This window comes from Streptomyces triticagri (genome assembly GCF_003429565.1).
Classification (GTDB): Bacteria; Actinomycetota; Actinomycetes; order Streptomycetales; family Streptomycetaceae; genus Streptomyces; species Streptomyces triticagri.
This window is the reverse complement of sequence record NZ_QUAK01000194.1, coordinates 59,527-82,641: the sequence shown is the minus strand read 5'-3', so window position 1 is coordinate 82,641 and position 23,115 is coordinate 59,527. Positions and strand designations below refer to the sequence as shown.

The window sequence follows — 23,115 nt, the reverse complement described above, 5'->3', positions numbered from 1 at the left end:
TCCTCACCTGCCGGCGGTCGAGGGGGTGGGCACCGGCGTCGCCGGGGGCGGCACGCTGGCGGACGGCTGTGCGGCGGGGGCGCTGCGGGCGCCGGCCGGTGGCGGGGTGGTTGCCGCCGTGGTGGTGGGCGCGGGAGAGCCGGCCGGAGCCCTGGATGCGGCGGGCTTCGGGGACGCCGCCGGGGATTTGGCAGGGACCGGCTTCGGTACGACGGGTGCCTTCGCGGGGGCGCCCGGATTGCCGCGGATCATGCCGTCGGGTGCGAGGAAGGCCGGGTTGCCACCGGGGACCATGCCGAGCTCGCGGGCCCGGCGCTCCAGCTCGTCCGGTGCCGAGTAGCCGTCCACCTCGCGCTGCAGATCCTGCTGTTCGTCGGTGAGCTCGGTGGTCTTCCGCTTGAGCTCGCTGAGGCGGAACGACCCTTCGTTCAACGAGGAGTTGAGCAGCAGCAGGACGATCAGCCCGCCGCCGAGCAGCAGTACCACCAGGAGCACGAAGGGCGTCCGGGCGGCCGGCCTGCCGCCCCCGGGGAGCAGGTGCAGCAGCCGGCCGAGGCGCGAGCGCCCCGCGTCGCCCGCCGCCGGCCGGCCGAGGAGAGCCCTCGCCCGTGCCGTCCCGCCCGGTGGCTGCGACGCACGGCTCACGCGACGTCCTCCCGGATCCGCTGCGCGCCGCGGAGCCTCGCGGGGGCGGCCCTGCGGTTCTCCGCGACCTCGTCCTCGGTGGGCAGTTCGGCGCCGCGGGTGAGGAGCTTCAGGCGCGGCTGGTAGCGCTCCGGCACCACCGGCAGACCGGGCGGCGCCGTGTTGGCCGCGCCGGCCGCGAGTACCTGCTTGACCAGGCGGTCCTCGAGCGAGTGGTACGACAGGACGGCGATCCGGCCGCCGACCGCGAGCGAGCGGACGGCGGCGGGCACCGCCCGTTCCAGGACGGCCAGTTCGCCGTTGACCTCGATCCGCAGGGCCTGGAAGGTGCGCTTGGCCGGATTGCCGCCGGTGCGCTTCGCGGCCTGCGGCAGCGCGTCGCGGATCAGCTCGACCAGCCGCGCGCTGTTCCTGAACGGCTCCTTCGCACGCTCGCGCACGACGGCCGACACGATCCGCTTGGCCTGCTTCTCCTCGCCGTACGTGCGCAGGATCCGGACCAACTCGCCGGGCGCGTAGGTGTTGAGGACCTCGGCCGCGCTCGCGCCGGTCGTCTGGTCCATCCGCATGTCGAGGGGGGCGTCCTGGGCGTAGGCGAACCCGCGGTCGGCCTCGTCGAGTTGCATCGAGGAGACGCCGAGGTCGAAGAGGACGCCCTGGACGCCGTCGATGCCCAATCGGGCGATCACGTCGGGGAGTTCGTCGTAGACGGCGTGCACCAGGGTGGCGCGGTCACCGAAGGGTGCGAGCCGCTCGCCGGCAAGCCGCAGCGCCTCGGTGTCCCGGTCGAGGCCGATGAGCCGCACTTCGGGGTGGGCCTTCAGGAGGGCCTCGCTGTGCCCGCCGAGCCCGAGGGTGCAGTCGACGACCACCGCTCCGGGCTTGTCGAGGGCCGGGCCGAGCAGATCCAGACACCGCCGCAGCATCACCGGGACGTGCCGGGTCTCTCCCTCCCGCCGCTCGCCGTCGTCCTGCGACGGAAGCGCTTCGCGCCCTTGCATTGCACCCTCTCAGGTCCGGTACGGCAGTACGCACCGCCGGGTCCCCGCCCGCTCGAAGGGGATGGTCTGCCGGCGCCGGGGAAGGGACGTCAGCCGACCGCGAGCGGGTGGAGGCCGAGCCGTACGTACGCGCCGCGCACGCGGGGGAGATTCAGCGGAATCTCCGGGAGAACACCCAGCAGAAGCCCTCTCGGCTCCCGCTTCGCGTCACTTTAGTCCACGCTGTCCCGCGGTCAATCTCCGGCCGTACGGGGCGCTCGCGCGTCGCGCGGCCCCGTGTTCACCCGGACGGATGCACCCCGGACACCCCCTGTGGAGTACCTCACAACAAGGCGCATTGACGCTCTTTGTCCCCTCCCACCACGGGCCGTACGGGCCCGTGCGGTCTACGGTCTAAGACATGTCGACCTCCACTTCGCCGCACTCCGACCCCTCCGGCGCCCTGTCCGGCGCCGGCACCGTCACGGACCGTCTCGTCGAAGCCAATCTCCGGTACGCAGCCGGCTTCACGGACCCGGGCATGGACGCCCGCCCCGTCCTCAAGGTCGCCGTCGTGGCCTGTATGGACGCACGTCTCGACCTGCACGCCGCGCTCGGCCTCGAACTCGGCGACTCGCACACGATCCGGAACGCGGGCGGCGTGGTCACCGACGACGTGATCCGGTCGCTCACGATCAGCCAGCGCGCGCTCGGCACCCGCAGCATCATGCTGGTGCACCACACGAACTGCGGCCTGGAGAGCCTCACCGAGGAGTTCCGGCACGAGCTCGAGGTCGAGGTCGGCCAGCGCCCCGCGTGGGCCGTGGAGGCCTTCCGGGACGTCGACCAGGACGTGCGGCAGTCGATGCAGCGGGTGCGGACCTCGCCGTTCCTGCTGCACGTCGGCGACGTCCGTGGCTTCGTCTTCGATGTGAAGCAGGGCGTCCTGCGCGAGATCGACCCCGCATAGGTCCTGCTCAGCACCCTCCTGAAACGGGAAAAAGGTCTCAGGATGTGACATAGCACCGTCGGTTATCCACAGGCGAGTGACACGAAGCGGTAACGGCAACAAGAATGCGGGTGTGACTTCGGTTGTCCCGGAACGATCCGGAACCGACGTCCGTAATTCGGGGTGGGCCGGTCGCACCGTGACACGGCCCGAACCAGGGGTGTCCCCTGCTCCTTGTGAGCTTGGGGAGTAGGGCCGAGGAGGGCCGGGTGACGACCTATGAAGATCGAGCGAGCCTCACTGACCTGACCACCACCGCGCAACAAGTGCGCAGGTCGGTGGAGGGTGTGATCGAGGGCAAGCCGGAGGTCGTACGGCTTTCGCTGACAGTGCTCCTCGCCGAGGGCCATCTGCTCATCGAGGATGTGCCGGGCGTCGGCAAGACCATGCTGGCCAAGGCGCTCGCGCGGTCCATCGACTGCTCGGTGCGCCGCATCCAGTTCACTCCCGATCTGCTGCCGTCGGACATCACCGGTGTGTCCATCTACGACCAGCAGCAGAAGGAGTTCGAGTTCAAACCGGGCGCGATCTTCGCCCAGATCGTGATCGGCGACGAGATCAACCGGGCCTCGCCGAAGACCCAGTCCGCGCTCCTGGAGTCCATGGAGGAGCGCCAGGTCACCATCGACGGGCGGAGTTACGAACTGCCCAGCCCGTTCATGGTGGTGGCGACGCAGAACCCGGTCGAGATGGAGGGCACCTACCCGCTGCCCGAGGCCCAGCGCGACCGCTTCATGGCCAGGGTGTCCATCGGGTATCCGAGCGCCGAGGCCGAGCTGCAGATGCTCGATGTGCACGGCGGGGTCTCACCGCTCGACGACCTCCAGCCGGTCGCGCACGCCCATGACATCGTCAAGCTCGTCGAGGCGGTCCGCACGGTCCACGTGGCCGAACCGGTCCGGCGGTACGCGGTGGAGCTGGTCGCCGCCACCCGGCACCACCCGGACCTCAGACTCGGCGCCTCCCCCAGGGCGACGCTGCATCTGCTGCGGGCCGCCAAGGCGACTGCCGCGCTCGACGGCCGCGAGTACGCCCTGCCGGACGACGTCCAGGCGCTCGCGGTCCCGGTGCTCGCGCACCGGCTGCTGCCCACCGCACAGGCCCAGCTCAACCGCCGTACCGCCGAGCAGGTCGTGCTCGAGATCCTGCAGCGCGTGCCGGTGCCCGCCGCCGCCCGCCCCGCCGGGAGCTTCGGCCGGGCGGGCGGCGTTCCGGGCGCTCCGGCATACCCGCACCAGCCGCCCGGCGCGCGGAGGCTGTGATGTCGGCCGGGGGGCCGGGGTCCCGGACCGGGAGCGGCGAGTGGGACGACGAGGACCGTCCAAGGGGCAGCTTGCGGACGGCGCTCGCGGGTCTCACCACGCGCGGACGGTCGTTCCTGGCCGCCGGGCTCGCCGCGGCCGTGTGCGCGTATGTGCTCGGTCAGAGCGATCTGCTGCGCGTCGGACTGCTGCTCGCGGTGCTCCCACTGGTCTGTGCACTGGTGCTCTTCCGCACGCGCTACCGGGTCTCGGGCTCCCGCCGGCTCTCGCCCGGCCGGGTCCCGGCCGGTTCGGAGTCCCGCGTCCATCTGCGCATCGAGAACGTCTCACGGCTGTCCACGGGCCTGCTGATGCTCCAGGACCGGGTGCCGTACGTGCTGGGGCCGCGGCCCCGGTTCGTGCTCGACCGGGTCGAGGCGGGCGGGCGACGCGAGGTGTCCTACCGGGTGCGGTCGGACCTGCGCGGCCGCTATCCGCTCGGGCCGCTCCAGCTGCGGCTCACCGATCCGTTCGGCATGTGCGAGCTGACCCGGTCCTTCAGCGCGTACGACACACTGACGGTCATTCCGCAGGTCAGCGCGCTGCCCCCGATCCGGCTCACCGGTGAGTCGCTCGGTTACGGGGACGGGCGCCAGCGTTCGCTCGCCCTGGCCGGCGAGGACGACGTCATCCCGCGGGGGTACCGGTACGGCGACGATCTGCGCCGCGTGCACTGGCGCTCCACCGCGCGCTACGGCGAGTTGATGGTGCGCCGTGAGGAGCAGCCGCAGCGGGCCCGCTGCACGGTGCTGCTCGACACCCGCCTGGTCGCGCATCACGGCGCGGGCCCGGACTCCGGATTCGAATGGGCCGTGTCCGCCTGCGCATCGGCCCTGGTGCACATGCTGGAGCGGGGGTACACGGTCCGCCTGCTGACCGACACCGGCAGTTCGGTGCCGGGCGACGGGTCCGACGGATTCGCCGGCGCGAGCCAGGAGTCGGCGGACGCGGCGGGTCTGATGATGGACACCCTCGCCGTGATCGACCACTCCGACGACGGTGGCCTCTCGCGGGCGTACGACGTGCTCAGGGGCGGCAGTGAAGGGCTGCTCATCGCGTTCTTCGGCGAACTGAGCGAGGAGCAGGCGGCGGTGGCCGCCCGGATGCGGCAGCGCACCGGCGCGGCCCTGGCCTTCGTCCTGGACACCACGGCCTGGGCGGAGGGCAGGAGAGATGCCCCGTCGCCGGCGACCGAGGAGCGGTTGCGGATGCTCAGGGAGGCGGGCTGGACGGCGCTCGGCGTACCACCGGGCGTCGCGCTCGTCGATCTGTGGCGGCATGCGGACCGGCAGAGTTCGGCGGCCGGATCGTTCACGGGCAGCACCACGGGGGGTCGGTCATGAGCGGGAGCACGCGTCTGGCGCTGTGCGCCACGGCGGCGACACTGCTTGCGTCCTGTGCGCTGCTGCCGCTGGTGGGCACGAAGTCGTGGATCGTGCAGGCCGCGATCTTCCTGTGCATCCAGGCCGCGGTCGGTGCGGTCGCCCGGCGGATCCCGCTGGCCAGGCCGTTGACGATCGCCATCCAGGCGGTGATCAGCCTGCTGATTCTCACCGCGGCCTTCGCACAGGACGCGGCGATCGGCGGGGTGCTGCCGAGCCCCGAGGTGTTCGAGCGATTCGGACTGCTCCTGGAGGCCGGGGGGAACGACGTCGGCCAGTACTCGATCCCCGCACCGCTGTCCGACGGCATCAAGCTGATGCTGATCGGCGGGGTCCTGGTCATCGGCCTCCTGGTGGACGCCCTTGCGGTGACGTTCCGGAGCGCGGCTCCTGCGGGGCTGCCGCTGCTCGCGCTGTACTCGGTGGCGGCGGGACTCGGGGACGGCGGTCAGGGTTGGCTGTGGTTCCTCCTCGCGGCCGCCGGATATCTGCTGCTGCTCCTGGCCGAGGGCCGGGATCGGCTCTCCCAGTGGGGCCGGGTCTTCGGTGGCGGCGGGCGGTCCTCGGGCCCGGTGGCTTCGGGTCTGGACGCGGGTGGCGGCGCGGTCGCCCCCGTGCGGGCGGGCCGTCGGATCGGTGTCCTGGCACTCGGTATCGCCCTGGTGGTGCCGGCGCTGCTGCCCGCGATGGAGGGCGGGATCCTGGACACGGCGGGCAAGGGCGGCGGTTCGGGCTCCGGCGGCGGCACCATCTCGGCCGTCAATCCGCTGGTCTCCCTGCAGAACAGCCTGAATCAGCCGGAGGACCGCGAGGTCCTCACCTATCGGACGGACACCGAGGAGACCCAGGACCTCTACCTGCGGATCGTCGCGCTCGACCAGTTCGACGGGGACGCCTGGAAGCCGTCGGAGCGCCGGATCTACGACGTGCCCACCTCCTTCCCGACCCCGCCGGGACTCGGCCAGGGCGTCCCCACCGACACCGTCCGCACCAGCATCTCGGCGGCCGACTGGTACGCCCAAGACTGGCTCCCGATGCCGTACCCGGCGAACAGGGTGGCCATCGACGGCAGTTGGCGCTTCGAGCCGGTCGGCAGGACGCTGGTGGGCGACGACGGCCAGACGACGCGCGGCAAGGACTACACGGTCGAGAGCTCCCTGGTACGCCCGAAGCCCGAGCAGCTGGCCGCGGCGCCGGGCCCGCGCGACGAGATCGCCGACGAGTTCACCAAGGTCCCCGACTCACTGCCGCAGGACGTGTACGACGCGGCCCGCCGCGTGACACGCGGAGCGTCGAACGACTACGAGCGCGCGGTGAAGATCCAGGACTGGTTCGCCTCGGACGGCGGCTTCACCTACGACACGGAGGTCAACGCGGGCAGCGGCTCGGCAGCGATCAGCCGCTTCCTCAAGCAGAAGGAGGGCTTCTGCGTCCACTTCTCCTTCTCGATGGCGGCCATGGCCCGGACCCTCGGCATACCGGCCAGGGTCGCGGTGGGCTTCACACCGGGCACCCCGGAGAGCGACGGCAGGATGTCCGTCGGCCTGCGGGACGCGCACGCCTGGCCGGAGCTGTACTTCGAAGGCGTGGGCTGGACCCGCTTCGAGCCCACCCCGACCCGGGGCACCGTCCCGGACTACACGGTGAGCGAGACCCCTTCGGGCACCCCGACCGACTCGGCCGAGCCGGAGCCCACGGACTCCGCGGAGCCGTCCGCCGAGCCGTCGACGTCCGCGTCCGAGAGCTGCACCGCGGAGATGAAGAAGTTCAACGAATGCGGTGCGGACGACCCGCTGGCCGCGGCGGGCGGTGGTGACGACGGCCCGCCGCTCGGCACGATCCTCGGGGTGGCTGCCGGGGTGGTGGCGCTGCTCCTCCTGCCGTCGTTGCCGTTCCTCTGGCGCACCCGGGTGCGCGGGGTGCGGCTCGGCTCGGGTGGCCGGACGCCGGCCGACACCACGGCCCGGACGCTTGCGGCGTGGCTGGAGATCACCGACACGGCCTGGGACCACGGCATCGTCCCGGACGACTCGCAGACCCCGCGCAGGGCGGCGGCCCGCATCGTACGGATCGGACAGCTCGATGCGGAGACGGCGGACGCGGTGCACCGGGTCGCCGCCGCGGTGGAGCAGGTGCTCTATGCGCCGGAGCCCCGGCCGGTCGCGGGTCTGGGCGACGATGTCCGTCGCTTCCGCGCCGGGCTGCGTGCATCGGTGGGCAGGCGGGTGCGGCTGCGGGCCACCTTCGCGCCGCGTTCGGCCGTACGGGTGAGCTGGGCGTTCGCCGAGCGGCGGCAGGCGTTCGCGGCTCGCTGGGGCGGGCGCCGATGGGGTCCGGAGCGGTGGTCCGGGTTGCTGCGCCGGACCGGCAGGCAGCAGGGCTGAGACGCAGATGCGCGCCCCCGACGGTCAGCGTCGGGGGCGCGTATCGGAGCGGTTTCCCGGGTTCCAGGCGGGCGATTCGGTACGTGGGCATTGGGCCGAACGGGTTTCGCGGTCGCGTCCCGGCCGGACGACTGCGCCCGACACAGCGAGCAGACATGCTCAAGGGGCACGCGCCGTCTGCGCGTACCCCTGACTCGTACTCTCTTCGGCTGCCCGGCTTCATCTGCTGCCCGGCTTCGACTGGCCCGGATCCGCGTCATCCGCACCGGATCCGTGCTGGGTGGGGAGGATCGCTCCGCGGCCGCGATCGACCGCCCTTCGGCCTCACGCAGCAGTGCTGCGGGCCGTCCGAAGGGCGTGAGCAGTCCGCCTGGACTGTCTCAGCGGCCGCCCTCGTCGCGGCGACGCTGCCAGCGCTGCTCGATCCTGTTCATCACCGACCGGCGCTGCTTGGCCTGGCGGCGACCGCCTTGTGCGTCTCCCGGTGCGGCGCCCGCTGCGGGCTGCTCACCGGGCTTGGGTGCCTTGCGCCAACCGGTGACGGCGAGCACGGCGCAGCCCAGCATGACGAGGAAACCCACCACACTGATCCAGATCTGCTGTGCGACCATTCCGGCCATGAGGAGCGCGATACCCACCAGGAAGCCCGCGATCGCTTGGTAGACCCGCTTGCGGGTGTACGTGCGCAGCTTGCTTCCCTCAAGCGCTGTCGCGAACTTGGGATCTTCGGCGTACAGCGCTCGCTCCATTTGCTCGAGCATTCGCTGCTCTTGCTCCGAGAGCGGCACGGAGTCCTCCTCATCGTGCAGTCGCCGGGGCGACCGGGGGTCCCCTTCAGGATAGGCAGGGAATCGCCCCCGTGAAACCCGCCCCTCTACGCCAATTCGCCATTCCGGACCGTCATGCTGGGCCGGCGTACCGAGGCGTTGATTCCCCGGCGGCCGGTCCGTCATGCCGGACGGTCTCCCTCGATCATACGGTGCCCGAGCCCCGATCGGGGGCCCTGTGGCCTACTCCATCTGCCGCTGCATTGCTGATCAGGGCCGAATCCGGGGAGTGACCACGGGCGGACGGTCAGCCGGGCTGCTCGGCGGACTTCTGGCCGAGCACATGCAGCTGGGTCGCGACCGCGTGGAAGGCCGGCAGTTCGGCCGCCGCCGCCTCCAGTTGCAGGAGGGCGTCGAGCGCACCGGGCTCGGTGTCCACCAGGACGCCCGGCACCAGGTCGGCGAAGACCCGCACCCCGTGCACGGCACCGATGCGCATGCCGCAGTCCTCGACATATCCGGTGAGCTGCTCGACGCCGAAGCGCCGGGGCACCGGGTCGCCGTCACCCCACCGTCCGGACGGGTCCGTCAGGGCGTGCCGGGCCTCGGTGAAGTGCCCGGCGAGGGCACGGGCCACGACGGCACCGCCGAGGCCGGCGGCGAGCAGGCTGAGCGTGCCGGTCTCGCGGAGGGCACCGACGAGATTGCGCAGCCCCTCGGCCGGATCGTCCACGTACTCGAGGACTCCGTGACACAGGACCGCGTCGTACTCGCCGCGGCCCACCACGTCGAACAGGCCGTGGGCGTCGCCCTGGACGCCCCGTACGCGCTCGGCCACGCCGGCCTCCGCGGCCCGCCGCTCCAGAGCGAAGAGGGCATTGGGGCTCGGGTCGACCACGGTGACGCGGTGTCCCAGACGGGCCACCGGCACCGCGAAGTTGCCGCTGCCGCCCCCGGTGTCCAGTACGTCGAGCGACTCCCGGCCGACGGCCTTGACCTGGCGGTCGAGGGCGTCCTCGAGAACGTCCCAGACGACGGCGGTACGGAGAGAAGCGCGGGGGCGCATCGGGTCCGACACGGCAGTTGACTCCTCGGCGGGGCACCGCCTCTTGCCGGCGGAGCGATAGGTGGCTTCCCGCTCCACCACGAGGCGGGAAGGCTGGCGCCCCACCACCCTATTGCCTTCGGGGGACGCCTCCGCCATCCGTCACCTGCCCGTTTCCGGCAAGCGCCCGGCCGGGTCGGCACGCGGGCGTGCGCGGCCTCATCCCGCGTCCGGACGCCCGGGCGGCTGCTCCGGCGGGCGGGGCTGCGGCAGCACCGGCTGCAGTACGAGCATCCGCTCCACGAGGCGAAGGAACATCGCGACGTCTCGCAGCAGATCGTCGGCGTCCCGGGTGCTGGCGGCGCCGCGTATGCCTGCCTCGGCGCGCGCCCTGCGGCGGGCGCCGGAGGCGAACAGGGCGCTCCACTCGGTCAGTTCGGGCGCTATCTCCGGGAGCACTTCCCAGGCGCTCCGGATCCGTGCCCGGCGTCGGGGAGCCGGCTCGGGGCGGCCGCGGGCGGCGAGCACCGCCGCGGCCGTGCGCAGGGCGGCGAGGTGGGCGGCGGCATAGCGCTCGTTGGACGTCTCGAAGGCGGCTGCCTCGTCGAGACCGGTGCGCGCCTGGGCGAGCAGGTCGAGAGCGGCGGGCGGCGCGGAGGCGCGCCGCAGGACGGGGTGGACGTCGCTCGCCGCGCCTGTCAGTGAGGGTGCAGGGCCGGTGGCGCGACGCCGGCGGGCGGCGGCTGCGGACGAACTGGCCATGACGAACCTCCTGTCGTCGTGTGACGGCATCGTGGCCGTATGCCCTCATAGTGAAGTACGCCACTGACAATCGACCCTGACCTGCACTTTTCACCCGATCAAGGGTTCGACTACGGGTGCGGGCGGCAGGGCAAGGCGGGGTCGGTCGGAGGTCGGTCGCAGCGAACCGCTAGTCTTTGAACTGACCAGTCAGTTCAAAAATGGGGAGGGGCTGCGTGGGGGCCAAGACCTCTGCCGCGCAGGCGGAGACTCGCGTCGCGGGAGCTTGTGTGAAGGCCGACGGTTTCGGGCTCGAAGGACCGCGGGGGTGGGCGTTCCGTGGGATCTCGATCGATGCGGAGCCGGGAGCGCTGATCGCCCTCCAAGGGCCGTCCGGATCCGGGCGGACCAGCCTGCTGCTTGCGCTGACCGGGCGGATGCGCCCGAGCGAGGGCTCGGCCGCGGTCGGGCGGCTTGCGCTTCCGCGGCAGATGGCGGCCGTCCGCAGGTTCAGCGGGCTCGGCCCGGTCCCCGGGGTCACCGATCTCGAACCGGCCCTGACGGTCCGCGAACAGCTGCGTGAACGCGCCCTGCTGCAGCGCCGGTTCGGCGGATCCGTACGCGAGCTCTTCGCCTCGCGCGCACGCCGGTCCGCGGCGGTCCACGCGCGCGAGGAGGCGGCTCTGCAGAGCGTGGGACTCGACCTGGACACACTCCCCAAGGGACCGCGGACGGCCGTACGGGATCTGGAGCGCCTGGAGGTGCTGCGGCTGTCCCTCGCGCTCGCGCTGATCGGCGGGCCACGGCTGATCGGTGTGGACGACCTGGACCTCAAGCTGTCGGACGCCGAGCGGGCGGAGGCCTGGGAGCTCCTCAGGTCCATCGCCGCGGACGGGACCACGGTGCTCGCCGTGTGCAGCGAGGCCCCGGCGGACGCGGTCCTGGTGGACACCACACCCGCAGCGGACGCGGACACGGGCGCGAGCCCGGATGCGGACGCGAGCCCGGCCACGGACCCGGACGCAGCTGCCGGGGCCGACACAGCCACCACCACGAACACCGACACCGACACCGAGGCAACAGCGGCCGGCGACACGACGGCCGAGGGCACCAGGACCGAGGAGGGTACGGCCGATGCGATCGCCGAGACTGGCCGCGCTTGAGCTGAAGCGGTTCGGCAGGGGCCGCCTCCCGAGGGCCGCCCTCGTCGCGATCATGCTGCTGCCACTGCTCTACGGGGCGCTCTATCTCTGGTCGTTCTGGGATCCGTACGGCCGTCTCGACCGGATACCCGTCGCGCTCGTCAACGACGACAAGGGCGCGCGCGTGGACGGTGAGCAGGTCGAGGCCGGCGACTCGATCACCGAGGCGCTGCGGGACAGCGACACCTTCCAGTGGCACGAGGTGGACGCCGCGGAGGCCCGCGAGGGCGTCGAGGACGGGACGTACTACCTGTCGCTGACCATGCCGGAGGACTTCAGCCGCCGTATCGCGTCGAGTTCGTCCGAGAGCCCGCAGTCGGGCGCCCTGCGGGTGAGCACGAACGACGCCAACAACTACATCGTCGGGCAGATCTCCCGGACGGTGTTCTCCGAGGTGCGGTCCGCCGCTTCGAGCAAGTCGGCGCGGTCGTTCCTGGACAAGATCTTCATCTCTTTCTCGGACATCCACGGCAGGACCGAGGAGGCCGCCAAGGGCGCCGACAAGCTGAAGGACGGCGCGGGTGAGGCCAAGCGCGGCTCCAAGAAGCTCGCCGACGGCCTCAAGGACGCCAAGCAGGGCAGCGGCAAACTGGCCGGCGGGCTCAAGGAGTTGAACAAGGGCGCGGGACGCCTCGAGTCGGGTTCGGGCCAGGTCGCGGAGGGCACCCAGGCACTTGCCGACCGGGTCAACGGCGTGGCGGACCAGGTACGGCCCTTCCTGGAGAAGAACAGCGGCACGATCGCGGACAGCGCCCGGCTGGTCGCCGACTCCGCGGGCGTCGTCCGTGGCCACCTGGGCACGCTGGTGGAACGCTCCCCCGACGCGGCGGAGAAGGCGCGAGAGGCCTCCAAGGCCCTGGACGGGATCCACCGCGCCCGCTGCGTGGACGCCCCGCTGCCCGACCCCGGCTGCCCGCAGCTGAAGAAGGCCAAGGAGGCGGCGGCAGAGGTGTCCACGGTCGCCGACGATGTGAACGACGTGGTCCAGGGGTACGGCGGCGATCTCAGCACGCTGGACGGCCACCTCAAGAAGCTCCAGAAGCAGGCGAACGCCCTTGCCGACCACGCCCCGGACCTCACCGAGGACCTCGACGACGCGGTGTCCAAGATCAATGCCCTGAACCGCGGCGCCAAGGACGTCGCCAAGGGCGCCGGACGGCTGCACACCGGCCTGGGAGACGCCAAGAGCGGCTCCAAGGACCTCGACAACGGCGTGGGCCGCCTGAAGTCCGGTGCGAAGGACCTGGACGGCGGGATGTTCCGTCTCGTGGACGGTTCCGGCGAGCTCGCGGGCGGCCTGCACGACGGCGTCGAGAAGATCCCGGACTACGACAAGAAGGACCGGGACGCCCGTACCGAGGTGATGGCCGATCCGGTGCAGCTGGCCTCGAAGTCGCTGCATTCGGCGCCCAATTACGGCACCGGGTTCGCGCCGTACTTCATCCCGCTGTCACTGTGGGTGGGCGCCATGGTCGCCTACATGATCATCCAGCCGCTGAACCGGCGTGCTCTCGCGACCGGTGCCTCGGCCTGGCGGATCACCCTCGCCGGATGGCTGCCGGTGGCGGCTCTCGGCGTGCTGCAGACCCTCGCCCTGATGTCCGTACTGCACTGGGCACTCGGCCTCCAGATGGTGCGTGCGGCCGGCACGGTGGGCTTCCTGCTGCTCGTCACGGGCTGTTTCGCGGCGATCGTGCAGTGGCTCAACGCACGCTTCGGGGCGGCCGGGCGGATCCTCGTACTCGCCGCTCTGATGCTGCAGTTGACGTCGGCGGGCGGCACCTACCCGGTGCAGACGAGCCCGGACTTCTTCTCCGCGCTGCATCCGTTCCTGCCGATGACGTACGTGGTCGAGGCACTGCGCCGGCTGATCACGGGCGGCGGACTCGGACCCGTGTGGCAGGCCACCGCGGTCCTCGCGGTGTTCACGCTCGCCGCACTCGCCCTCACCGCGTGGTCGGCCCGGCGCAAGCAGGTGTGGACGCTGGACCGACTGCACCCGGAGCTGTCGCTGTGAGCACGATCGAGTCCGGCCGACCTGTGAGAATCGGGCCCATGGACAGCAGCAGCACACGGCGGCAAGCCACCCGCGCGAAGCTCTACGAGGCGGCGGTGACCCTCATCGCGGAACAGGGCTTCTCCGCGACGACGGTCGACGAGATCGCCGAGCGCGCCGGGGTCGCGAAGGGCACGGTCTACTACAACTTCGCCAGCAAGGCGGAGCTCTTCGAGGAGCTGCTCCGGTACGGAGTCGGACTGCTCACGCAGTCGCTGCAGCGCGCCGCGGACGAAACGGCCGAGCGCGGCGGAAGCAACGTCGATGCCCTGGACGCCATGATCCGCGCGGGACTCGGCTTCATCGACACCTATCCGGCCTTCACACAGCTGTACGTCGCCGAGCTGTGGCGCACCAACCGTGCCTGGCAGTCGACGCTCCTGGTCGTCAGGCAGCAGGCGGTCGCCGTGGTCGAAGGAGTGCTGCGCGAGGGAGTGGCGGCGGGCGAGCTGAGCTCGGAGCTGGACATCCCGCTGACCGCGGCAGCCCTCGTGGGGATGGTCCTGGTGGCCGCGCTCGACTGGCAGGCGTTCCAGCCCGAGCGGACCATCGACGACGTCCACAAGGCGCTGTCCCGGCTGGTCCAGGGGCGGGTCGCCGGCACCCGCCCGTAGCAGGGCGGTTGCGGAGGTTTTCGTCGTCCACGCGCGCGTACGCCACGGACGCACAGGCTTCACGCGCGTAGAGGCAGGCTTCACGCGCGCGTGGAGCACGAAAAAGCGCGCTGGTCCGGCGTGACTCGATCCCCCTCGAGCCGCACCGGACCAGCGCATCCCCCGTGTCGTCCCCGTGGTCAGCGGGAGCACCCCGTTGCGGCCGGGGTGCCACGACCGTTCCGCCGCCCCGTGTCGGCGGTTCCGGCGCAGCACCCCCTGCCGTGCCCTCACTCTTCCGTCCTCGCAGGTCGGAGCCCATCCGCTCACCTACTCAACTGGGCACCTAGGTACGAGTACTCAAGCCTGTGTGCGCAACCCCAGCCCCCGTCCGGGACCACTGGTTACGATCACCCCCGTGTCCGTACTCCCCTTGGTGTTCACCAGCGGCTGGGCGAGCGGGATCAACGCCTACGCCGTGGTCCTGCTGCTCGGCATATTCGGCGCGACCGGCCTGACCGACGAAGTGCCCGAGTCCCTGCAGCGCACGGACGTCCTGGTGGTGGCCGGCGTGCTGTTCCTGTGCGAGGCCGTCGCGGACAAGATTCCGCTGGTGGACTCCGTGTGGGACACCGTGCACACGGTGATCCGGCCGCTGTCCGGTGCCGTGATCGGCGCCCTGCTCACCGGCCAGAGCGGTTCCCTGAGCGACATCGCCGCGGGTGCCGTCGGCGGCTCCACCGCCCTGGTGAGCCATCTGGTGAAGGCCGGCACCCGGATGGCGATCAACTCCTCGCCCGAGCCGTTCAGCAACGTCCTGATGAGCATCGCGGAGGACCTCGGGGTCGCTGGTCTCGTCACGTTCGCGATCTTCCACCCGATGGCCGCGGCGGTGATCGCGGCCGTACTGCTGCTGCTCGGACTGGCGATACTGATCTTCCTCGCGCACCGGATCCGCCGCTTCCTGCGCCGCCGGGCGCAGCGCCGCGAGGAGAAACGGCTGGCCGAGCACCTGCAGCCACCGGACTGAGGCACCGGCTGTCGGTGGCGGCCGATAAGGTCCCTGGCATGGCACGGATTGCGGTGATCGGCGCCGGGATGGGCGCGATGGCGGCTGCCGCCCGGCTGGCCGTCGCGGGCCACCGGGTGGCGGTGTACGAGCGCACGGAGACGTACGGCGGTGCGCTCGGCGTCCTCGAGCGGGACGGCTTCCGCTTCGACACGGGACCGGGACTGCTGCCGCTGCCCGCGGTCTACCGGGACCTGTTCCTCAAGACGGGCAAGCAGCCGCTCGAGGACTGCGTCGAGCTCGTCGAGATCGACCCGGCCGCCCGGCACGTGTTCGCGGACGGCACCACGGCCGATCTGCCGAACGCCTCCCGCGCAGGCGTCGTCGAGGCACTCCGCGCGTCGCTCGGCGATGCGGCGGCGGACCGCTGGGACGCCTTCATGAACCGCGCGCGGGACGCCTGGGACCGCACCCGCAGACCGCTCCTCGAGGAGCCCCTGTGGCCCAACTGGCAGGTGCTTGCGGAGCGTGACCCGTATCCGGCGCTGCGCGGAAGCGGTCTGTTCAGGCGGCGGCCGCCCACCTTCGCCGAGGCGGCCGGCCGCGAGCTGGCCGATCCCCGCCTCGTCGCCCTGGTGGAGAGCGCCCTGCTCGCCCATGGCCTCGATCCGCGCAGCACGCCGGCCGCCGCGGCCGTACTGCCCTACCTGGAGCAGGCGTTCGGCACCTGGTACGTGAAGGGCGGCATGCGCGAGCTGGCCCGGGCGGTGTACGAAAGGTGTCTGGCCCGCCGGGTGGAGTTCCACTTCGGCGCGGAGGCCGTCGCCGTCGTCGAGAAGGACGGCCGTGCCGCGGGGCTCGAGCTGGCGGACGGCACGGTCGTCGACGCCGACGAGGTGGTGGCGGGCGTCGACCCGGCCCGTCTGCGCACGCTCACGGACCGTCCGCTGCAGCGCACCGAGGACGTGCGCCCGGACCCGTCGAGGACCCCGCCGAGCCGTTGCACGGTGTTCCTGGCGCTCCGCGGCGCCCCCGGCCGTCACACGGTGCACCGCACGGTGGTGCACGCACCGGACCGCCGCGCCGATTCGGACCGGCCGGCCGGGCGCGGCTCGGTGGACGTCGCCCGTCCCACGGTGACCGTGCTGCGCCCGGACGACCCGGCGCTGAGGCCGGACGGCGAGCATGAGTCCGTCGTCGTGACCGCTGCCGCCCCGTGGCCGTCCGGCCAGGGGCCCAGCGCCGCGGCGGCCGAGGCGGAGCGGCTGATCGAGGCCGCCGAGTCCGCTGTTCCGGATCTGCGCGAGAGGCTGCTGTGGCACGAGGTCCGCACGCCTGCGGATGTCGCGGCGGCGACGGGCGCGCACCACGGCGCGGTCCCTGCACCGGCGCTCCCCGCGGCGGACGGCCGCTTCCTGCATCCGGCGAACGGCACGCGGATGCCGGGCCTTCATCTGGTCGGCGGCTGGGCGCATCCCGGCGGCGGGCTTCCGCACGCGGGCATGTCGGGTGCTCTGGTGGCCGGACTCCTCGTCGAGGGGCCGGAGTTCCGCGGATCGCAGTGAGTCGCCCGGCGCGGGCCGGATGCGGGCGGCCCGGGGGTCAGTAGCTGTAGGGCTGCTGCTGGTTGTAGCCGCTGCCGTAGCCGTCGTTCTGGTACGGGTACGGCTGCTCGGGCGGCAGTTCGCCGCCGTAGGCCTCGTCGCCGGAGCGCTGCTGCGGCACCCAGACACCGCCGGGCGGCGTCTCGCCCGGGTAGCCGCCCGTGGCGTACGGGTCCTGGTAGCCCTGCTGACCGCCGTAGGTGTCATAGCCGCCGTCGGCCGCCGGCGCTCCGCCGTAGGTCCCGGTTCCGATGTACGGGTCGGAATAGGCGGCATAGCTCTGCCGGCCGGTGGGCTCATAGCCGTAACTGCCCTGGCCGTAGCCCGACAGCTCGTCGTAGCCGTACCCGGCAGCGGCCGGGGCTGCGGCGGGCGGCGGGGGGAAGGCGGAGTCGCTGTAGACGCCGTACTGGCCGGTGTCGTCGGGCATGGGCTCCGTGGCGTACACGGGGGTGGGGGTGCCCTGCGCGGGAGTCCCCTGCGGCGGGGTGCCGTAGTCCGGCGTGCCGTAGTCGGACGTGCCGTACTGCCCGGTGCCGTAGCCGTCCGTGCCGTAGTCGCCGGAGTCGTAGCCGGCGGTGGCGTACTCCGGTGTGCCGTCGGGCCCGGCGCCGTACGCGGGCGTGCCGTCGGGCGGCGTGCCCGCGTACTGGTGGGCGTCCGTGTACTCGAGGTCGGAGACCTCCAGGGTGGGCTCCTGGGCCGCGGCCCGGGACTCGGTCCTGCGGCGGCGGCTCTCGCCGGGGCTGCCGCCGAGCGCCCAGCCGGTCGAGAAACCGCGCCGGAAGGAGAGTGTGACGAAGGTCTGTCCGATGGCGAAGGTGATCGCGCCGGCGCCGATCACCGGGACGGACGGCATGAGCACGCCCAGGACCACCCCGACGAAGCCGACGAAGGCGAGCAGCCGCCACCGCAGACGTGCCTTGTACTGCAGCAGCACTTCGCCGAGCAGCCACAGCGCGACCACGCCGAATGCGATGTAGAGGACCGTCCAGCCCATGTACGCCCCCTCCAGCACCGCCGCACCTCGTCCGGCAGGGCTACGTCCGATCAGACCTGCGTCGGGTGGTGCAGGCCCAGATTCTCGTAGATCTCCAACGTCGCCGTGGAGTTGTTCAGCGTGATGAAGTGCAGTCCGGGGACTCCCTCGTCCAGCAGCTTCGCGCAGAACTCCGTAGCGAACTCGATGCCAATGGAGCGTACAGCCGCCGCGTCGTCTTTGGCTGTGAGGATCCGCTCTTTCACGTCCGCGGGGAAGGCCGCGTTGCTCAGTTCGGCGAAGCGTTCGAGCTGACGGACGCTGGTGACGGGCATGACCTCGGGAATCACCGGGGTGTCGCAGCCGGCCGCGGACAGCCGGTCACGCAGCCGCAGATAGGCCTCGGCGTCGAAGAACATCTGTGTGATGGCGTAGTCGGCGCCCGCCCGGCACTTGTCCACGAAGTACCGGACGTCGGTGTCCCAGTCGGCCGAGCGCGGGTGCATCTCCGGGAAGGCGGCGACGCCGACGCAGAAGTCCCCGGACTCCTTGATCAGCTGCACCAGTTCCGCCGCGTAGGTCAGGCCCTGGGGATGCGGGACCCAGTCCCCCATCGGGTCGCCGGGCGGGTCGCCGCGTACCGCCAGCATGTTCCGGATTCCGGCGTCCGCGTACTGGCCGATGATGTTGCGCAGCTCCGCGATGGAGTGATCGACCGCGGTGAGATGGGCGACCGGTGTCAGCGTGGTGTCGGCGGCGATCTGCTGGGTCGCCTTGACGGTGCCCGCGCGGGTCGATCCGCCCGCGCCGTAGGTCACGGACACGAAGCTGGGCTGCACCGCCTCCACCCTGCGCAGCGCGTTCCACAGGTTCCGTTCGCCCTTGGGCGTTTTCGGTGCCCAGAATTCGAACGAGTACGAGGTCTTGCCGGTCGCGAGCAGGTCACGCACCGTCAGGGCGCGGTCCGTCCTGGTGGAAGCATTGCCTAGGGCCATACGGGCAGGTTAGCCAGGCTCTCGGGCCACCCCAACCACGCAAAGGACAAATGTCCGCATTGACGGTTTCTTGTCCACTCCTCGGACAGGAGCGCCGATCACCGCGTACCCATCATGACGTACGGATCATGACGTACGGATCACGGCGGCGGGTCGGGCCGTGCGGCCGAGCTCAGGCCGCGCGCAGCCGCGCTGCCAGGTCGGACGCCGCGGCCGCCGGGTCGTCCGCCTCGGTGATCGCGCGCACCACCACGGCCCGGCGGGCGCCGGCCTCGATGACCTGGTCCAGATTCCCCGCGTCGATGCCGCCGATCGCGAACCACGGGCGGTCGGTGGCGAGCGACGCCGCGTACCGCACGAGGTCGAGGCCGGGGGCGTGACGGCCGGGCTTGGTGGGGGTGGGCCAGCACGGTCCCGTGCAGAAGTAGTCCACGCCGTCCTGGACGGCGGCCGCGGCGGCCTCCGCCTCGCTGTGCGTGGAGCGGCCGATCAGCGGGGCCGCGCCGATCAGGGCACGGGCCGCGGGCACCGGCAGGTCGCCCTGTCCGAGGTGCAGTACATCGGCGCCGGAGGCGTGGGCGATGTCCGCGCGGTCGTTCACCGCGAGGAGCTTGCCGTGCCGCTTGCAGGCGTCCGCAAAGACGGCGAGCAGCTCCAGCTCCTCGGCCGCCTCGATGCCCTTGTCGCGCAGCTGGACGATGTCCACACCGCCTGACAGGGCCGCGTCCAGGAACTGCGGGAGGTCACCCTTGTCCTTGCGGGCGTCGGTGCAGAGGTAGAGCCGGGCATCGGCGAGCGGCGCGCGTGACAAGGAACGATCCCCCAGGTGCGTGTCGGCCCGGTCCGCGGACCGCCCGGTGTGGGCTCGTCCGCGGACCGGCTGTGCGTCGGAACAACCGGTCCGGTTACCGGTCCGGCCGGTTCCTGCGGGTGTCTGACAAATCCAGTGCGTGCCGAACACCGCGGGCACCGCACTGGATTTGTCAGACACCCCCCTAGACGGCGAGCGCCTGTGCTCGGCGCTTCACCTCCGTGCCGCGATTCTCGCTCAGGGCCTGAGCGGGGGTACCGGGCAGGGTGTCGTCGGGAGTGAAGAGCCACTCCAGGGTCTCTTCGTCGGTGAAGCCGTCGTCCCTCAGGAGCGTCAGGAGGCCGGCGAGGCCCTTGACGATCTTTTCGCCGTCGATGAAGGCGGCGGGTACCTGAAGCGCCCTGTTCTCACCACGGCGTACGGCGATCAGCTGGCCCTCCTTGACCAGCTGCCGGACGCGGGTCACCTCGACGCCGAGCCGTTCGGCGATGTCGGGGAGGGTGAGCCAGGCGGGGACGAGAGCATCGATCTTTGCGTCAATCTCGGTCACAGGGACAAGCCTGCCATCCGGGACTGACAGTCGGTACCCGGCACTCCACCGTTTGCGGTCAGTCCGCCGCCAGGACGGCCTTCTTCAGGGGTACGGCGGGATCGGCGACCAATGCAGGGTCCAGCGGGGCGCCCGACTCGATCAGACGGCGTCCCTGGGCGAGGTCGCGGGGCCGTCCGACGGCGAGCAGCGCGACCAGGGCGCCGTCCCTGAGCCAGCACAGGGACCAGGCCGGCCCGTCCGGATCGCCGCGGCGGACGGTGGTGTCGGCCGCCGCGTGATGCCCCGCGTACTGCACGAAGCGGCCGAACTGCTCGGACCAGAAGTACGGCACGGGGTCGTACGCCTGCGGGGCCCGGCCGAGGATCTCCGCGGCGACCGTACGGGGCCCCTGGAGTGCGTTGTCCCAGTGGTGGACGAGCAGGCGGGCGCCGTAGCGGGCGGACGGGAAGGACGCGCAGTCGCCGACCGCGTAGACGTCCGGCACGGAGGTGCGCAGACGGTCGTCGGTGACGACCTCGCCGTCCTGGCCGAGTGCGATGCCGGAGTCCTCGAGCCAGCGGGTGGCGGGTACGGCGCCGATGCCGACGACGACCGCGCCGGCAGGCACCCGGGTGCCGTCGTCGAGGGCCACGGCGGAGTGCTCGACGCCTGTCACGCGCGCGTGGAGGCGCAGTTCGACGCCGGCCTCCGCGTACCAGGCCGCCATCGGTTCGGTGGCCTCCGCCGGCAGGGCTCCTGCCAGCGGCCGGTCCGCCGCCTCGACCACGGTGACGGCGCAGCCTGCCGCACGGGCCGCGGTCGCGAACTCGGCGCCGATCCAGCCCGCCCCCACCACGACGATGTCGTGCTGCGCGGCGAGCACCGGACGCAGCCGCTCCGCGTCGTCCAGGGTGCGCAGGAGATGGACGCCGGGGACCCCCGCGGCGCCGGGCAGCGCCTGCGGCTCGGCGCCGGTGGCGATCACAAGCACGTCGTACGCGACGGGCCCGTCCACGGTGTCCAGGCGGTGCTCGGCGGGCCGTACGCCGGTCACGGAGAGACCGAGCCGGAGCTCCACGTCGAGCTGCTCGAAGTCGACGTCGAAGGCGGATCCCTCGGCCGTCCCGAGGAGCACCGCCTTGGACAGCGGCGGCCTGTCGTACGGCTGGTGGGGCTCGGCACCGATGAGGGTCACCCGCCCGGCGAAACCGCCCTCCCTGAGGGCGACGGCGGACTGTACTCCCGCCATGCCCGCCCCGACGATGACGACGTGCCGCACCTGCTGCGTCTGCTCGCTCACCCGGCCACTGTAATCAACTGACGGATCGTCAGGACACGGGGCGGGCATGCCTTCTCGAGGCCGCGGCCGGGGGGGGGCACGCGCGCGGGGAGGCCGTCGACCGCGTCCGAAACCGCCGTCCCGCGCGCGGGACCGGCGTACGCCGCCCTTCAGAGACCTGCGGGCGGGAGCTAGGCTGGCCGGACAGCAGCAATACGCGGGAGCCCGGGCGCACGGGCTGAGAGGGAGGCTGACGCGGCCTCCGACCGTACGAACCTGATCCGGGTCATGCCGGCGAAGGGAGGAGCGGGACACCCATGCCAGCGCGCACCACATCCGACGTCCTCGTCATCGGGGGCGGAATCATCGGCCTGGTCACGGCCTGGCGAGCGGCACAGCGCGGACTCGCCACGACGGTCGCCGATCCGTCTCCGGGCGGCGGCGCAGCCCAGGTCGCGGCGGGCATGCTCGCCGCCGTCACCGAACTGCACCACGGCGAGCAGGCGCTGCTCGCCCTCAACCTGGCCTCCGCACAGCGCTATCCGGACTTCGCCGCCGAGCTCAGCGAGGCCGCAGGCCAGGCCCTCGGCCATCGCGTCTGCGGCACCCTGGCCGTCGCGCTCGACGCGGACGACCGAGCCGAGCTGCGGGAACTGCACCTCCTGCAGCAGCGTTCCGGACTCGACTCGCAGTGGCTCTCGGGGCGCGAGTGCCGGCGCCTCGAGCCGATGCTGGCGCCCGGCGTACGCGGCGGTCTGCGGGTCGACGGCGACCACCAGATCGATCCGCGCAGGCTCGCCGCCGCACTGGTCACGGCCTGCGAGCGGGCCGGAGTGACCTTCCACAGGCAGCGTGCGGTACGGCTCACGGTGACCGGCGAGAGGGCCCGCGGCGCCGTGCTGGACGACGGCACCGCCCTGTCGGCCGGGCAGGTGGTGCTGGCCGCGGGCAGTCTGAGCGGCCGCCTCGCCGGGGTCCCGGCTCACGTACTGCCGCCGGTACGGCCGGTGAAGGGCCAGGTGCTCCGTCTGCGGATGCCCCCGGGCCGTACGCCGTTCCTCGGCCGGACCGTACGGGCCGTGGTGCGCGGCAGTTCGGTGTACCTGGTGCCGCGGGAGAGCGGCGAGCTGGTGGTCGGAGCCACCAGCGAGGAGCTCGGCTGGGACACCACGGTCACCGCGGGCGGCGTCTACTCGCTGCTGCGCGACGCCCACGAACTCGTGCCCGGACTCAGCGAGCTGCCGCTGACCGAGACCCGGGCCGGCCTGCGCCCCGGATCGCCCGACAATGCGCCGCTGCTCGGCCCGACCGCGCTCCCCGGTCTGCACCTGGCGACCGGCCACTACCGCAACGGCGTCCTGCTCACCCCCGTCACCGGGGACGCGATGGCGCACGCCCTGACGACCGGCGACCTGCCCGACGCCGTACGCCCCTTCGCGCCGACGCGCTTCGTACAGCCGGAGCCGCACACCGCACGGGACCGGCAGAACCACGACAGCGGGCACACCCAGCAGGAACAGCAGGAACAGCAGGAGGAGCAGACCGTATGAAGCCTTCCGCCGACACAAAACCTGCCGTGGACACCGCCCATGCGGGCCCGACCGTCTCGGTCAACGGCGAGGCCCGCCCACTGGAGCCAGGCACCACACTCGCCGCCCTTGTCGCCACGCTGAGCGCAGCCCCGGCGGGCGTCGCCGCCGCGCTCAACGAGACCGTCGTCCCGCGCGGGAAGTGGGACCGCACCACGCTCACCGACGGGGACCGGATCGAGGTCCTCACCGCCGTGCAGGGAGGCTGACGG

At 72.1% G+C, this 23,115-nt stretch carries 21 protein-coding genes and 1 riboswitch; of the genes, 11 read left to right on the top strand and 10 right to left on the bottom strand.

The window, feature by feature from the left end:
- Positions 1–3 precede the first annotated feature (3 nt).
- A complete protein-coding gene (locus DY218_RS26890) occupies positions 4–645 on the bottom strand; it encodes a septum formation initiator family protein (protein ID WP_407703690.1) in 642 nt (213 codons plus the stop codon).
- Complete coding sequence (rsmH, locus tag DY218_RS26885; protein WP_128558719.1) at positions 642–1,646, bottom strand: 16S rRNA (cytosine(1402)-N(4))-methyltransferase RsmH; 1,005 nt, start codon at positions 1,644–1,646, stop codon at positions 642–644. The genes DY218_RS26890 and rsmH overlap by 4 nt, the downstream gene beginning before the upstream one ends.
- A gap of 400 nt (positions 1,647–2,046) precedes the next feature.
- Here rsmH and DY218_RS26880 point away from each other — a divergent pair, with 400 nt between their 5' ends.
- The 4 genes from DY218_RS26880 to DY218_RS26865 all read left to right on the top strand — a co-directional run bounded on the left by DY218_RS26880 (position 2,047) and on the right by DY218_RS26865 (position 7,701).
- A complete protein-coding gene (locus tag DY218_RS26880) occupies positions 2,047–2,595 on the top strand; it encodes a beta-class carbonic anhydrase (protein ID WP_128558718.1) in 549 nt (182 codons plus the stop codon).
- A gap of 248 nt (positions 2,596–2,843) precedes the next feature.
- Complete coding sequence (locus DY218_RS26875) at positions 2,844–3,896, top strand: AAA family ATPase (protein WP_128558717.1); 1,053 nt, start codon at positions 2,844–2,846, stop codon at positions 3,894–3,896.
- Entirely contained in the window at positions 3,896–5,278 is a 1,383-nt protein-coding gene (locus tag DY218_RS26870) for a DUF58 domain-containing protein (protein ID WP_128558716.1), read from the top strand. Before DY218_RS26875 ends, DY218_RS26870 begins: the two co-directional genes overlap by 1 nt.
- Positions 5,275–7,701, top strand: a complete 2,427-nt coding sequence (locus DY218_RS26865; protein ID WP_128558715.1) for a transglutaminase TgpA family protein — start codon at positions 5,275–5,277, stop codon at positions 7,699–7,701. Before DY218_RS26870 ends, DY218_RS26865 begins: the two co-directional genes overlap by 4 nt.
- A 380-nt stretch (positions 7,702–8,081) precedes the next feature.
- On the opposite strand, the gene DY218_RS26860 is transcribed toward DY218_RS26865, so the two are convergent.
- From DY218_RS26860 to DY218_RS26850, 3 genes are all read right to left on the bottom strand, one after another.
- Positions 8,082–8,489, bottom strand: coding sequence for a DUF3040 domain-containing protein (locus tag DY218_RS26860; protein WP_128558714.1), 408 nt, complete (start codon positions 8,487–8,489; stop codon positions 8,082–8,084).
- 286 nt (positions 8,490–8,775) lie between these two features.
- Positions 8,776–9,546 carry a methyltransferase gene (locus DY218_RS26855; RefSeq protein ID WP_199566866.1) on the bottom strand — a complete coding sequence of 257 codons (771 nt, stop codon included), beginning with the start codon at positions 9,544–9,546 and terminating at the stop codon, positions 8,776–8,778.
- 186 nt (positions 9,547–9,732) lie between these two features.
- Positions 9,733–10,275: an SAV_6107 family HEPN domain-containing protein gene (locus DY218_RS26850; RefSeq protein ID WP_128558713.1), complete on the bottom strand. Its 543-nt coding sequence runs from the start codon at positions 10,273–10,275 to the stop codon at positions 9,733–9,735.
- A 200-nt stretch (positions 10,276–10,475) separates the two neighbouring features.
- Between DY218_RS26850 and DY218_RS26845 the strand changes: the two genes are divergently transcribed.
- From DY218_RS26845 to DY218_RS26825, 5 genes are all read left to right on the top strand, one after another.
- Complete coding sequence (locus DY218_RS26845) at positions 10,476–11,417, top strand: ATP-binding cassette domain-containing protein (protein ID WP_128558712.1); 942 nt, start codon at positions 10,476–10,478, stop codon at positions 11,415–11,417.
- A complete protein-coding gene (locus DY218_RS26840; protein WP_128558711.1) occupies positions 11,389–13,473 on the top strand; it encodes a YhgE/Pip domain-containing protein in 2,085 nt (694 codons plus the stop codon). Before DY218_RS26845 ends, DY218_RS26840 begins: the two co-directional genes overlap by 29 nt.
- Positions 13,474–13,511: 38 nt before the next feature.
- Positions 13,512–14,126: a TetR/AcrR family transcriptional regulator gene (locus DY218_RS26835; RefSeq protein ID WP_128558710.1), complete on the top strand. Its 615-nt coding sequence runs from the start codon at positions 13,512–13,514 to the stop codon at positions 14,124–14,126.
- 397 nt (positions 14,127–14,523) lie between these two features.
- Positions 14,524–15,135, top strand: a complete 612-nt coding sequence (locus tag DY218_RS26830; RefSeq protein ID WP_128558709.1) for a DUF4126 domain-containing protein — start codon at positions 14,524–14,526, stop codon at positions 15,133–15,135.
- A 38-nt stretch (positions 15,136–15,173) separates the two neighbouring features.
- Positions 15,174–16,679: a phytoene desaturase family protein gene (locus DY218_RS26825; protein ID WP_199566865.1), complete on the top strand. Its 1,506-nt coding sequence runs from the start codon at positions 15,174–15,176 to the stop codon at positions 16,677–16,679.
- Between the two features lie 37 nt (positions 16,680–16,716).
- Here the strand turns inward: DY218_RS26825 and DY218_RS26820 are convergent, their stop codons facing one another.
- From DY218_RS26820 to DY218_RS26800, 5 genes are all read right to left on the bottom strand, one after another.
- Positions 16,717–17,718, bottom strand: coding sequence for a hypothetical protein (locus tag DY218_RS26820; RefSeq protein ID WP_128558816.1), 1,002 nt, complete (start codon positions 17,716–17,718; stop codon positions 16,717–16,719).
- A 50-nt stretch (positions 17,719–17,768) separates the two neighbouring features.
- Entirely contained in the window at positions 17,769–18,692 is a 924-nt protein-coding gene (metF, locus tag DY218_RS26815) for a methylenetetrahydrofolate reductase [NAD(P)H] (RefSeq protein ID WP_128558708.1), read from the bottom strand.
- Positions 18,693–18,864: 172 nt separating this feature from the next.
- On the bottom strand, positions 18,865–19,503 hold the full coding sequence (gene thiE / locus DY218_RS26810; protein ID WP_233521919.1) for a thiamine phosphate synthase: 639 nt from the start codon (positions 19,501–19,503) through the stop codon (positions 18,865–18,867).
- A gap of 184 nt (positions 19,504–19,687) precedes the next feature.
- Positions 19,688–20,053, bottom strand: a complete 366-nt coding sequence (locus DY218_RS26805) for an Rv2175c family DNA-binding protein (protein ID WP_128558707.1) — start codon at positions 20,051–20,053, stop codon at positions 19,688–19,690.
- Positions 20,054–20,111: 58 nt separating this feature from the next.
- Positions 20,112–21,335, bottom strand: a complete 1,224-nt coding sequence (locus tag DY218_RS26800; protein ID WP_233521918.1) for an NAD(P)/FAD-dependent oxidoreductase — start codon at positions 21,333–21,335, stop codon at positions 20,112–20,114.
- A gap of 186 nt (positions 21,336–21,521) precedes the next feature.
- A riboswitch (TPP riboswitch) is annotated at positions 21,522–21,634 on the top strand.
- Between DY218_RS26800 and thiO the strand changes: the two genes are divergently transcribed.
- Positions 21,632–22,864, top strand: a complete 1,233-nt coding sequence (thiO, locus tag DY218_RS26795; RefSeq protein ID WP_128558705.1) for a glycine oxidase ThiO — start codon at positions 21,632–21,634, stop codon at positions 22,862–22,864. It overlaps the preceding riboswitch by 3 nt.
- The gene (gene thiS, locus DY218_RS26790; protein WP_128558704.1) at positions 22,861–23,112 is read left to right on the top strand and encodes a sulfur carrier protein ThiS; all 252 of its coding nucleotides are present in this window, start codon (positions 22,861–22,863) and stop codon (positions 23,110–23,112) included. Before thiO ends, thiS begins: the two co-directional genes overlap by 4 nt.
- Positions 23,113–23,115 lie beyond the last annotated feature (3 nt).